Source organism: Alkalisalibacterium limincola, assembly GCF_008017755.1.
In the GTDB taxonomy this organism is placed as follows: domain Bacteria; phylum Pseudomonadota; class Gammaproteobacteria; order Xanthomonadales; family Xanthomonadaceae; genus Alkalisalibacterium; species Alkalisalibacterium limincola.
Genome location: NZ_VRTS01000008.1, coordinates 162,833 through 174,238, shown reverse-complemented (window position 1 = coordinate 174,238; position 11,406 = coordinate 162,833). Strand labels below are relative to the sequence as shown.

At 68.8% G+C, this 11,406-nt stretch carries 11 protein-coding genes; 5 read left to right on the top strand and 6 right to left on the bottom strand.

Features of this window, described 5'->3' with window-relative positions:
• Window positions 1-429: 429 nt before the first annotated feature.
• A complete protein-coding gene (locus FU658_RS11835; protein ID WP_321167744.1) occupies window positions 430-897 on the bottom strand; it encodes an MgtC/SapB family protein in 468 nt (155 codons plus the stop codon).
• Between the two features lie 21 nt (window positions 898-918).
• On the bottom strand, window positions 919-2,133 hold the full coding sequence (gene tyrS / locus FU658_RS11830; protein ID WP_147892262.1) for a tyrosine--tRNA ligase: 1,215 nt from the start codon (window positions 2,131-2,133) through the stop codon (window positions 919-921).
• Window positions 2,134-2,331: 198 nt separating this feature from the next.
• On the opposite strand from tyrS, the gene FU658_RS11825 reads away from it, so the two are divergent.
• Both FU658_RS11825 and FU658_RS11820 read left to right on the top strand, forming a co-directional pair.
• Window positions 2,332-3,672, top strand: coding sequence for a M23 family metallopeptidase (locus FU658_RS11825; RefSeq protein ID WP_147892261.1), 1,341 nt, complete (start codon window positions 2,332-2,334; stop codon window positions 3,670-3,672).
• A gap of 7 nt (window positions 3,673-3,679) precedes the next feature.
• Entirely contained in the window at window positions 3,680-4,801 is a 1,122-nt protein-coding gene (locus FU658_RS11820) for an anhydro-N-acetylmuramic acid kinase (protein ID WP_147892260.1), read from the top strand.
• A 36-nt stretch (window positions 4,802-4,837) separates the two neighbouring features.
• Here the strand turns inward: FU658_RS11820 and FU658_RS11815 are convergent, their stop codons facing one another.
• From FU658_RS11815 to FU658_RS11805, 3 genes are all read right to left on the bottom strand, one after another.
• Window positions 4,838-5,095, bottom strand: a complete 258-nt coding sequence (locus FU658_RS11815) for a hypothetical protein (RefSeq protein ID WP_147892259.1) — start codon at window positions 5,093-5,095, stop codon at window positions 4,838-4,840.
• Between the two features lie 71 nt (window positions 5,096-5,166).
• Window positions 5,167-6,534: an AmpG family muropeptide MFS transporter gene (locus tag FU658_RS11810; protein WP_147892258.1), complete on the bottom strand. Its 1,368-nt coding sequence runs from the start codon at window positions 6,532-6,534 to the stop codon at window positions 5,167-5,169.
• Window positions 6,531-7,301, bottom strand: coding sequence for an exodeoxyribonuclease III (locus tag FU658_RS11805; RefSeq protein ID WP_147892257.1), 771 nt, complete (start codon window positions 7,299-7,301; stop codon window positions 6,531-6,533). Before FU658_RS11805 ends, FU658_RS11810 begins: the two co-directional genes overlap by 4 nt.
• 185 nt (window positions 7,302-7,486) lie before the next feature.
• Between FU658_RS11805 and pyrE the strand changes: the two genes are divergently transcribed.
• The 3 genes from pyrE to FU658_RS11790 are packed head-to-tail and all read left to right on the top strand — an operon-like array spanning window position 7,487 to window position 8,883.
• A complete protein-coding gene (gene pyrE, locus FU658_RS11800; protein ID WP_147892256.1) occupies window positions 7,487-8,137 on the top strand; it encodes an orotate phosphoribosyltransferase in 651 nt (216 codons plus the stop codon).
• Window positions 8,138-8,176: 39 nt separating this feature from the next.
• Window positions 8,177-8,677 (top strand): DUF4124 domain-containing protein, encoded by a 501-nt coding sequence (locus FU658_RS11795; RefSeq protein ID WP_187266083.1) that lies wholly within the window; start codon window positions 8,177-8,179, stop codon window positions 8,675-8,677.
• Window positions 8,629-8,883, top strand: coding sequence for a hypothetical protein (locus FU658_RS11790; RefSeq protein WP_147892254.1), 255 nt, complete (start codon window positions 8,629-8,631; stop codon window positions 8,881-8,883). The genes FU658_RS11795 and FU658_RS11790 overlap by 49 nt, the downstream gene beginning before the upstream one ends.
• 115 nt (window positions 8,884-8,998) lie before the next feature.
• On the opposite strand, the gene FU658_RS11785 is transcribed toward FU658_RS11790, so the two are convergent.
• A complete protein-coding gene (locus tag FU658_RS11785; protein WP_255505574.1) occupies window positions 8,999-11,371 on the bottom strand; it encodes a phosphomannomutase/phosphoglucomutase in 2,373 nt (790 codons plus the stop codon).
• Between the last annotated feature and the right edge of the window lie 35 nt (window positions 11,372-11,406).

The window sequence follows — 11,406 nt, the reverse complement described above, 5'->3', positions numbered from 1 at the left end:
CTCAAGCTTTCGGTCACTAGCTTACTAATAACTTTGCTGCTTTTGGTTCGGACGTCTGCAAGATGGACTCTCGTCCTCCTGCAGGCGCCCGCACAAATTACCTGCGCACACTGTCAAAGATCTTGGCGGAAGCGGGCTTGGCCCTGCGTTCCAGCCCAGGAGCGTTTCGCTCAAGGGAGCCGCACATCTTACAGCAGAATCGAGGTCCGTCAACACCCTGCAACGAACTTTTTTCCTGCCGCCCCCACCACCGGAATCTCGCGATCCACCGTGGCGGGCCGCGCATTCTGCACATCCGTGACACCTTTGTGAACCCCCTCGCGCAAACTTTTTCCACCTCGCGTGGGGTGGGGGTTCAGCATCAAAGGGTTGCGCGACGTTCGCGCGTCGCGCCGGGGCACCGGCACGTGGTTCGCACGGGTTGGCGCGTCAGTCCCTGTGCCTGGCGCTGCCTGGGTCTTCGGGCCTGGGACCGCTCAGGACATGCAGCGTCAGCACGGCGAGCACCGTCACGCCGATGGCGAGGACGAGGTGCCCGAGACCGACCGCAATGCCGATGGACACGGTGAACAGGAGCGACGCCGCCGTGGTCAGGCCCAGCACCGCGTCACGGCGCGCGTGCTGGATGATCGTGCCGGCACCGATGAAGGCGATCGCGGTGATCATCGCCTCGATGACGCGCACCGGATCGATCTGCACGCGTGGGGCGTAGATCTCCTGGTTGAAGTGTTCCGCGATCAGGTCGGTCATCCCCAGGAGCATCGCGGCGGCACCGGCGACGAGCATGTGGGTGCGGAATCCGGCGGGCCGGCCACGCAGCTGCCGCTCGTAGCCCACCGCCCCACCCAGCGCCATCGCGATCGCCACCGACACCAGGATGCCGAGCTCGCACTCCAATTGATGTCGACGAGGTCCATGTCAGGCCGCCTCGACCAGCCTCACGCGCGCGAAATTGCGCTTGCCGATCTGCAGCACGCCTTCGAAACCCGGGGCGAAGACGCGCTGGGCGTCCTCGACCACTTCGGCGTCGATGCGCACCGCGCGCTCCTTGAGCTTGCGGTTGGCCTCGGAGTTGCTGCCGGCCAGGCCTGCGGCGACCAGCAGCGCCTGGATGCGCAGGCCCTCCGCCGGGGCCTGGATGTCGCTGAGCGGCAAGGCCGACGTGTCGCCCTCCCCGCGCACGACCGCGTGCCAGCCCGCCACGGCCCGCTCGGCCTCGGCCTCGCCGCAAAAGCGCACCGCCAGCTCGCGCGCCAGCCGCAGCTTCGCATCGCGCGGGTTGAGCACGCCCGATGACACCTCCTGCTTCATGCGCGCGAGCTCTTCGAGGGACACGTCGAAGCTGAGCAGCTCGAACCAGCGCCACATCAACGCATCGTCGATCTTCAGCGTCTTGGTGACGATGTCGATGGCCGGTTCGCTGATGCCGATGTAGTTGCCCAGCGACTTCGACATCTTCTGTACGCCGTCGATGCCTTCCAGCAGCGGCATCGTCAGCACCACCTGCGGCTTCTGCCCATGGTGCTCCTGCAGCGCGCGGCCCATGAGCAGGTTGAACTTCTGGTCGGTGCCGCCGAGCTCGACGTCGGCCTTGAGCGCGACGGAGTCGTAGCCCTGCACCAGCGGGTAGAGGAATTCATGGATCGCGATCGGCTGCTGGGCGGCGTAGCGCTTGGCGAAGTCGTCGCGCTCGAGCATGCGCGCCACGGTGTGGGTGGCGGCCAGGCGCACCATGTCGGCCGCGCCCATCGTGTCGAACCACTCGGAGTTGAAGCGCAGTTCGGTGCGCTCCGGGTCCAGCACCTTGAACACCTGCTCGGTGTAGGTGGCGGCGTTGGCCGCGACGTCCTCGCGGGTGAGCGGCTTGCGGGTGGCGTTCTTGCCGGTCGGGTCGCCGATCATCCCGGTGAAGTCGCCGATCAGGAAGATGACGGTGTGCCCGAGGTCCTGGAACTGGCGCATCTTGTTGAGCAGCACGGTATGCCCGATGTGCAGGTCCGGCGCGGTCGGGTCGAAGCCGGCCTTGATCCGCAACGGGCGCCCGACGCCCAGGCGCGCCTTGAGTTCGTCGGTCTTGAGGATTTCATCGGCGCCGCGACCGATCAGGTCGAGGGCGGCTTGCAGCTCGGACATTGCTCACCTTGGGCGGTTTTCGGGAACACGGCAGGGCCGCGCAGGCGCCCATGATCCGGGCCTTTTTGCGACGTGGCGTGAAGTTAATGTGAAGTTAAGCGGAGTCTTCACAAAAATCCAGCCTCCACAATGGTTTGACGCACCCTTTTAACTCTGGGTATCGTACCCGCGGACTGTGAGAGACGGGGCGGAATACTGGTGCAGCATCACAATGAGTCGGCGGGCGACCACGCGTCCCGCAACGCTTCGCCCGTGACCAGCTGGTCACGAGAGCACTGGGCCCTGGCGACACTGCTCGCCACCTTGGCCGTCTTCACCATCTCCATCGTTCCGGGCCTGGCCAACGCCACCCGTGAACCGGTCGTGGCGCACAACACGTTCGAACTGGAACTGCCGCCGATCAGCATCGACCCGACCGAGGGCGACGCCCCGGGCATGGGCGAGCCCGACTGGCAGCAGGTCGCCGTAGCGCCCGGCCAGACGTTCGGCCAGCTGTTCGGCCAGCTGGGCCTGTCCACGCGCGACATGTACCGGCTTCTCGAGCATCCGGGCGCCGAGCAGGCACTGACCCGGATCCGCGCCGGCCAGCAGTTCGAGTTCGACATTCCCAATCCAGGCGAATTGCGCGCGGTGCGGTTCGAGCGTGGCGACGAGGTTGTCCAGCTGGCCCTCACCGAGGAAGGCGTCGAGGAGTCGGTCACCGAGCGCCAGGTGCAGCGCCGCGTCATGATGGCCTCGGGTGAAGTGCGCTCTTCGCTGTTCGAAGCCGGCGAACGCGCCGGCATCGCCAATTCGACGCTGTTCGCGATGGCCAACGTGCTCGAGAACAGCATCGACTTCAGTCGCGACATCCGCGTGGGCGACCGCTTCCACGTGATCTACGAGGAAATCTGGCGCGACGGCGAGCGCCTGCGCGACGGCGGCGTCGTGGCGGCCAGCTTCTCCAACCGCGGCAAGGACCACGTTGCGCTGCGCTACGTCCACGCCGACGGCAAGGTCGAGTACTACGACCAGGACGGCCGCCCGGTGCGCGGCAGCTTCCTGCGCATGCCGATCGAGTTCTCGCGCATCAGCTCGCGCTTCAACCCCAACCGCCGCCACCCGATCTACGGCACCGTGCGTGCGCACCAGGGCGTTGATTTCGCCGCCGCCACCGGCACGCCGATCCGCTCGGCCGGCAACGGCCGCGTCACCTTCGCCGGATGGCAGGGAGGCTACGGCCGCACCGTCATCGTCGACCACGGCCGGGGCATCACCACGCTGTACGCGCACATGTCGCGGCTGGGCAACTACCGGGTCGGTCAGCGCGTCACGCAGGGCAACGTGATCGGCTACGTCGGCGCCACCGGCACCGCCACCGGACCGCACCTGCACTACGAATTCCGCGTCAACGGCGCCCACCGCGACCCGCTGACCGTGACCCTGCCCAAGCCCGAGCCGTTGCCGGCCAACGAACTGGCCCGCTTCCGCGCCCAGACGGCCCCGGCCCTGGCGCAGATCCAGCTCATCGACGGCCGTCGCCTGGCGCTGGCAGAGTAAACGTCCCATGGCCGGCGCAAGGCAGGTCGGCCCGCTGTTCCTCGGACTGATCTCGGGCACCAGTGCCGACGGCATCGACGCCGCGCTGGTGCGCTTCGAGCCGGAACTGCAGCTGGTTGCCGGCAGGACCTACCCCTTCGACACCGCCCTGCGCGGCGAGATCCTGCGCTGCTCGCGGCGCGAGGCGGCCATCGACGTGGACGGCTTCGGCCGGCTCGATGCCGCCATCGGCGATGCGTTCGCCGATGCTGCCAGCCGCCTGATCAAGCACGCGGGCGTCGACGCATCGCTTCTGGCCGGCATCGGTTCGCACGGCCAGACCCTGTGCCACCGACCCGAAGGCGAGCTGCCCTACACCGTGCAACTGGGTGATGCGAGCCGCATCGTGGAGCGCACCGGCATCACCACCGTGGCGGATTTCCGCCGTCGCGACGTGGCCGCGGGCGGGCATGGCGCGCCACTGATGCCGGCCTTCCACGCCGCCGTACTGGGCGATGCCGGCGAAGACCGGGCGGTGCTCAACCTTGGCGGCATCGCCAACCTGACGCTGCTGCCTGCCGGGGGCGGGGATGTGCTCGGCTTCGACACCGGCCCGGCGAACGGCCTGATGGATGCGCTCGTGGAGCGTGAGTTCGGCCACGCCTACGATGCCGGCGGCGAACTCGCTGCGCGGGGCAAGGTGGATGCCGGGCTGCTGGAACGTCTCCTGGCCGACCCCTGGTTCGCCCTGCCGGGGCCCAAGAGCACCGGCCGCGACCAGTTCCACCTCGACTGGGTGGAGCAGGCCCTCGGGGACCGGCAGTTGGCCCCGCAGGACCTGCAGGCCACGCTGTGCGAGCTGAGCGCCGCGACGATTGCCGACGCGCTGCGCCGTGACCTCCCCGGCGCGCGCCAGCTGATCGCCTGCGGGGGTGGCGTGCACAACGTCGAGCTGATGCGGCGCCTGCAGGCCCGCCTGCCCGGCGTGGTCGTGGCGTCCTCGGCGGGACACGGCCTCGACCCGGACTACGTGGAAGCAATGGGCTTTGCCTGGCTGGCACGGCAGACCCTGGCAGGCTTGCCCGGCAACTGCCCCTCGGTCAGCGGCGCGCGCGGGCCGCGCATACTGGGCGCGATCCACCCGGCCTGAGCCGGCGTCCACTGCACACGGCAACCACGCCCCCGCTCAGTACGGGGAATCGTCCGGCAGGTCCTTGAAAGCCTCCATCGCCTCGATCAGCGCGCGCGACTCGGAGTCGTCCCACGACCCGCCAAGACGGGAAATATCGGCTGGATCGCGCATGGGTTCGGGGTCGACCATGCCCAGCGACTGCTTGATCAGGTGGATCATCGTGTCGTTGAGCGGCCAGCCACGCTCGCGCGCGAACGCCTTGATGCGTTCGGCCACGTGGATATCGATGTCGCGAATCAGAAAATCAGGCACGCGTGGAAACTCCGTCTTCCTGAAACTCCCCCTACGCCGAGCATAGCCTCACCCGGGCGCGGTGCACAGTTTCAATGCGCCGCGCGTTCAGCCCGTCTTTCGCGCAGCATCAGGTAGACGCACAGCACGACGGCCGGCACGCCGATCGCCGCGACGTAGATGAAGTACTGGAAGTAGCCGATCGAATCGACCACCATCCCGCTGAAACCCCCGAGGAACTTGCCCGGCAGCGTCATCAGCGAGCTGAACAGCGCGTACTGGGTGGCGGTGTAGGCGGTGGAGGTGAGGCTGGACAACCACGCGATGAACACCGCCATCGCCAGCCCGCCGCAGAAGTTGTCGCCGGAGATCGTGATGACCAGCATCCAGGGTTCCGGGCCCACCAGCGCCATCACCGAGAACAGGAGGTTGGTGCCGGCCGACAGCACCGCGCCCAGGAGCAGCACCTTCAGCAGGCCGTAGCGCACGACCAGCAAGCCGCCCAGGAGCCCACCGAGGATCGTCATGGCGACGCCGAAGATGCCGGCGATGTTGGCGATCTGGGCCTTGTCGAAGCCCAGTTGAAGGTAGAACGGATTGGCCATGGCCCCCATCGAGATGTCGCTGATGCGGTAGCTGGCCACCAGCATCAGCACCACCAGCGAATGCAGGCCGTAACGCTGGAAGAAGTCGACGAACGGGCAGACCACCGCGCCGATCAGCCACGCGATGGACATGCGCACGGGCCGTGGCAGGTGGGCGTTGCGCGCCAGGAAGTCCTGCGCGCGTTGTTCAAGGAACGCCGCATCGGAGCTGCGCTTCACGCTCGGCTCGGCGCTGAGCAGCGTCGCCACCACGCCGATGCCCATCAGCAGCGCCATGAGCAGGTAGACATCCTCCCAGGCCATGCGCACCGCCAGGTGCAGGGCGCCGGCACTGGCCACCAGCAGCGCGATGCGATAGCCGAAGACGTAGGTGGCCGACATCGCGGCCTGCTCCTCGACCGGCGCGGCCTCGATGCGCCAGGCATCGATCGCGATGTCCTGGGTGGCCGAACCGAACGCCACGACCAGCGCGAACAGCGCCATGCGCACCAGGTCCTGGGCCGGATCGGTGAAGGCCATGCCGGCCAGGCCGAGGATGATCAGGGCCTGTGCCAGCAGGATCCAGCTGCGTCGCTGGCCCAGCAGTCGCCCAAGGATCGGCAGTCGCACCTTGTCCACGATGGGCGACCAGAACACCTTGATCGAATAGGTGATGCCGACCCAGCTGAAGAAGCCGATGGCGCTGCGCGCCACACCAGCCTCGGTGAGCCAGGCGGTCAGCGTGGTGAACACCAGCAGGAACGGCAGGCCGGCCGAGAACCCCAGCGCGAACATCGCCGCGATCCGGGGGCGACCATAGGTGGCGAGCGCCCTGCCCCATCGGGTGGTCGCTGGCGCGGCGGCGGGTTCGGTCATTCCCGGTAGTCCACCACGTAGGGTGCGTGGTCGGACAGCTTGGGTTCGGGGTGGATCGCACAGTCGACGAGCCGATCACGCAGGCCGGGACTGACCACCTGGTAGTCGATGCGCCAGCCCACGTTCTTCGCCCGCGCCTGCCCGCGCTGGCTCCACCAGGTGTAGTCCTCGCCCTCGGGGCGCAGGTGGCGGTAGGAGTCCACCCAGCCGTGCTCGTGGAACAGCTTGTCGAGCCAGGCGCGCTCCTCGGGCAGGCAGCCGGAGTTCTTCTGGTTGGAGGTCCAGTTGCGGATGTCGCGGCGGGTGTGGACGATGTTCCAGTCGCCGCAGATCACGTAGTCGCGACCGCTGGCGAGCCACTGCTCGAGAATCGGCGTGATCCAGTCCATGCAGCGGAACTTGTAGCCCTGGCGCACCTCGCCGGAGGAACCGGACGGAAAGTACATCGAGATGACGCTCAGGTTGCCGAAGCGCGCCTCGATGAAGCGCCCCTCCTCGTCGAAGTCCTCCCAGCCCAGCCCGGTGATGATCTCGTCGGGCTCGCGCCGCGAGTAGATCGCCACGCCGCTGTAGCCCTTCTTCGTGGTCGCGTCGCGGAACCATGCGCCATAGCCGGCAGGCCGGTAGTCGGCGCCCTGCAACTGGTGTTCCTGGGCCTTGGTTTCCTGGATGCAGGCGATGTCCGCGTCCTGCTGGCCGAACCAGTCGAAGAAACCCTTCTTCGTCGCCGAGCGCAGGCCGTTGGCGTTGAAACTGACGATTCTCAAGAAAACACGATCCGTGGGTGGGGGAGGCAACGCCTGAGAGTATGCCAGCGCAGACCGGTCGCGCCGAGACCGGCGCCCCACCCCGACGCCGATCCCCACGGCCCGGAGTCGCGCCCGCGGGGGCGGTATCATCCCGGGCTCGCGTCCCGGCGCCGTCGCGCCGCCTGAAGAAGACGAACCCGCCCATGCTCCAGCCCCACCAGACCCGATTCCTCGACCTCGCCATCGCCCGGCGCGTGCTGCGCTTCGGCGAGTTCACGCTCAAGTCCGGGCGCACCAGCCCGTATTTCTTCAATGCCGGCCTGTTCGACTCCGGCGGCGCGCTCAAGACCCTCTCGGAGTGCTACGCCGATGCGCTGGACGCCTCGGGCCTGGCCTTCGACATGCTGTTCGGCCCGGCCTACAAGGGCATCCCGCTGGCCAGCGCGCTGGCGGTGGCGCTGGCCGCGCGTGGCCGCGACCTGCCGCTGGCCTACAACCGCAAGGAGGCCAAGGCGCATGGCGAGGGCGGCACCCTGGTCGGCGCGCCGCTGGCGGGCCGGGTGCTGATCGTGGATGACGTGATCACCGCCGGCACCGCGATACGCGAGTCGATCACGCTGATCCGCGAGGCCGGCGCACGCCCCTGCGGCGTGCTGATCGCACTCGACCGCCAGGAACGCGGCCAGACTGGCGCGCGCTCGGCGGCGCAGGAAGTGGCGGCCGAGTTCGGCCTGCCGGTGGTCGCGATCGCCGGGCTCTCCGACCTGCTCGACTACACCGACGGCCACGATGAACTGGCCGCGCACCGCCCGGCGCTTTTGTCGTATCGTGAGCGCTACGGCAGCAGCGAATGACCACAGGGGGCCAGTATGCGCATGCCAAACCTTCTACCCATGGCCGTCGCAGCCGTATTGGCCGGCGCGCTGGTTGCGCCCGAGGCTGACGCCCAGAAGCTGTACCGCTGGGTCGACGAGGACGGCAAGGTGCACTACAGCCAGTCGCTGCCGCCCGAGGCGGTGGACCGTGCGCGGCGCGAGCTCAGCGCGCGCAGCGGCATGACCACCGGCCAGGTGGAGCGTGCACTGACCGACGAGGAGCGCGCCGAGGCCGCGGCCGAAGCCGCGATCATGGACGCCAGCCGCAAGCTGGCCGAGGAGCGCGCCCAGCGCGACCAGGTGCTGACCGGCTCGTATTCCAGCGAAAGCGACCTGCAGCGGGCCTACGACGAACGCTTCTCGCTGGTCGATGAAACCCTGAAGGCCACCCGCATCGGCATCGACAGCCAGCGCCAGACGCTGGCGAGCCTGCTGGCGAGCGCGGCCGACCGCGAGCTGGGCGGCAGGCGGTGGATGCGCGCACCCAGGAGTCGATCCGCAAGACCTACGCCGACCTGAGCAGCCAGCAGACCCTGATGCAACGCCGCGAGGCCGAGCAGGCCGCACTGCGGGCCGAGTTTGACGAAACCCTGGCGCGCTATCGCGAGCTCAAGGGCGACGCGCCGGCGGGTCGGGCCGGCAACGGCGGTGGCGCAGAGGCTGCAGCCGATAGCGGTGAACGGACCGAGGCCAGCGACGGGACCGGCACTGCCTCGCAAGGCTGAGCCGGGGGCCTGCGCCCCCGCCCGCGAAACGGACTTGAAAAAACGAAGGCCGGACACCCACGGGTGCCCGGCCTTCGTTTTTGCGCAAGCCGATTCCCGGCCGCGAACTGCCGGGTCAGAACGGCAGGATCAACTCCGGATCGATCGCCAGCAGCTGCTCGCGGAACGCCGCCTGGATCCGTGACAGGGCTTCGGCGCTGTCCGCATCGAAGCGCAGCACCACCACCGGCGTGGTGTTGGAGGCGCGCACCAGGCCCCAGCCATCGGGCCAGTCGGCGCGGATGCCGTCGATCGTGGCGATGCGCGCGCCCTCGAACTTCGCCCGCTCGCGGAACTTCTCGATGAAGGCGTAGTGGTCACCCTCCTCCATCTCGATCTTCAACTCCGGCGTGCTGACGCCCTTGGGCAGCTCGGCGAAGATCTCCTCCGGCTCGCGACCGTCGGAAGCGATGATCTCCAGCAGGCGCGCAGCGGCGTAGATGCCGTCGTCGAAGCCGTACCAGCGCTCGCGGAAGAAGAAGTGGCCGCTCATCTCGCCGGCCAGCTCGGCTTCGGTTTCGCGCATCTTGGCCTTGATCAACGAGTGCCCGGTCTTCCACATGACCGGCGAACCGCCATGCCGCAGGATGTGCCCGGCCAGGTGGCCGGTGCACTTCACGTCGTAGATCACGCACGCGCCCGGGTTGCGCACCAGCACGTCCTGCGCGAACAGCATCAGCAGGCGATCGGGGTAGATGATCTCGCCCTGGCGGGTGACAACGCCCAGACGGTCGCCGTCTCCGTCGAAAGCCAGGCCCAGGTCGGCGTCCATGCGCTGGACCATGTTGATCAGGTCGGTCAGGTTGGCCGGGTCGCTCGGGTCGGGGTGGTGGTTCGGGAAGGTCCCGTCCACCTCGCAGAACAGCGGCACCACCTCGCAGCCGATCGCTTCCAGCACATCCGGCGCGATCGCGCCGGGCACGCCGTTGCCGCAGTCCACCACCACCTTGATGCGGCGTTCGATCTGGATGTCGCCGGCGATGCGCTCGATGTAGTCCGCAGCCACTTCACGCTCATGCCGCAAGCCCGTCTCGGCCGCCGTGTGCAGCCTGCCCGCGCTGATGCGCTCGTACAGGTCGGTGATCGTACCGCCGGACAGCGTTTCCCCGCCGACGACGATCTTGAAGCCGTTGTAGTCGGGCGGATTGTGGCTGCCGGTGACCGCCACGCAGGAGCCGGTGCGCAGGTGGAACGCGGCGAAATAGACCACCGGGGTGGCCGCCTCGCCGATGTCTGTGACGTTGCGCCCGGCCGCGCGCAGACCCTCGATCAGGCCGTCGACCATCTCCGGGCCGGAAAGCCGCCCATCGCGGCCGACGACGATGTCGGTCTGTTCGCGCTCGTGCATCAGCGTGCCGATCGCCTGGCCCAGCAGCACCGCCACGCCGCGGTCGAGCGTCTTGCCGACCACGCCGCGCACGTCGTAGGCGCGGAAGATGCTTCGATCCAGCGCCACGCCGCCGCGCTTCGCGGCCACCGGCTTCGGCCGCTGCGGCGCGTCGGCATCGGCATCGGCATCCGCCGCCACGGCATCCGGCGCCGCCTGGGGGCGCGGCTGCTTCAGCGCGTCGGCAAAGATGACCTCCTCTCCGCCGCCCTCCCCGGCCGCGTCGGCGGGAGTGGTCCGCGCCCCGCGCACGGTGCGCAGGCCGTGGAGGATCGCACCGATGCCCGCCAGCAACAGCAGGCCACCCAGGATGTATCCCATCGGCCGGTCCATGATGCCGCTGGTGACGACCGGGGCCGCTGCCGTGATGCGCATCGGCGTGCCCTGCAGCGGCTGGGCCCGCGCCTCGGAGAGCGCGGCCAGTTCGCCGTCCCCCGCCTCGCCGACCACGAAGCGGCCCTGCTTCAGGCCGAGGTAGCCGCCGCCCGGCACCCGCTCGCGAAGTTCGGCGATCAGCGTGTCGGCCGGGCTGCGCAGCAGCGCCACCGCCAGCACGCGGCCCTCGGCGATCACCGGCCCGGCCAGTCCCAACCAGGGCTGGCCGCCCTCGCGCAGCATCGCCACCTGCGAGTCGCCGCTGTTGAGCGAGCGCTCCAGCAAGGCCAGGCGGCCGAAGCCGAATTCGGCCAGGTCGCCCTCGAAGATCGGCGCGAAATCCACCGGATGGAACTCGACGACGCTGTTGGCCGGCGCGCCGGCCAGGAACGCGCGACGCGCTTCCTCCTCGTCGCCGGCTTCCAGCGCGCTGGCGATGCCGGGATCGGCGCGGCGCTGGCCGAACCGCTCGCGTTGCGCGCCGATTTGCGCCAGAAGCGCCGCGGAGGCCCGATCGCGCTGGGTCAGCACGCGTTCCTCGACGGCCTCGGCGCGGTCCTGCCGCCAGCCATCCCAGACCAGCACGGCGCCGAACACCAGCAGGATTGCCCCGAGCACCGGCAACAACCGGCCGACGTTCGCCGGCATCTTCGGCAGCTCCAGCGTGCCCTTCTTCTTCTCGCTCATTCCCCGTATCCCCTGTCTGCGTCGGCCATCCCGGC

What these genes read in the sequence shown, in the direction of transcription:
- tyrS (WP_147892262.1), bottom strand. Translation starts at nt 2,133, where the DNA reads ATGTCCGAGCTGCAAGCCGCCCTCGACCTGATCGGTCGCGGCGCCGAT.
- FU658_RS11820 (WP_147892260.1), top strand. Translation starts at nt 3,680, where the DNA reads ATGGCCGGCGCAAGGCAGGTCGGCCCGCTGTTCCTCGGACTGATCTCG.
- FU658_RS11810 (WP_147892258.1), bottom strand. Translation starts at nt 6,534, where the DNA reads ATGACCGAACCCGCCGCCGCGCCAGCGACCACCCGATGGGGCAGGGCG.
- pyrE (WP_147892256.1), top strand. Translation starts at nt 7,487, where the DNA reads ATGCTCCAGCCCCACCAGACCCGATTCCTCGACCTCGCCATCGCCCGG.
- FU658_RS11795 (WP_187266083.1), top strand. Translation starts at nt 8,177, where the DNA reads ATGGCCGTCGCAGCCGTATTGGCCGGCGCGCTGGTTGCGCCCGAGGCT.
- FU658_RS11785 (WP_255505574.1), bottom strand. Translation starts at nt 11,371, where the DNA reads ATGAGCGAGAAGAAGAAGGGCACGCTGGAGCTGCCGAAGATGCCGGCG.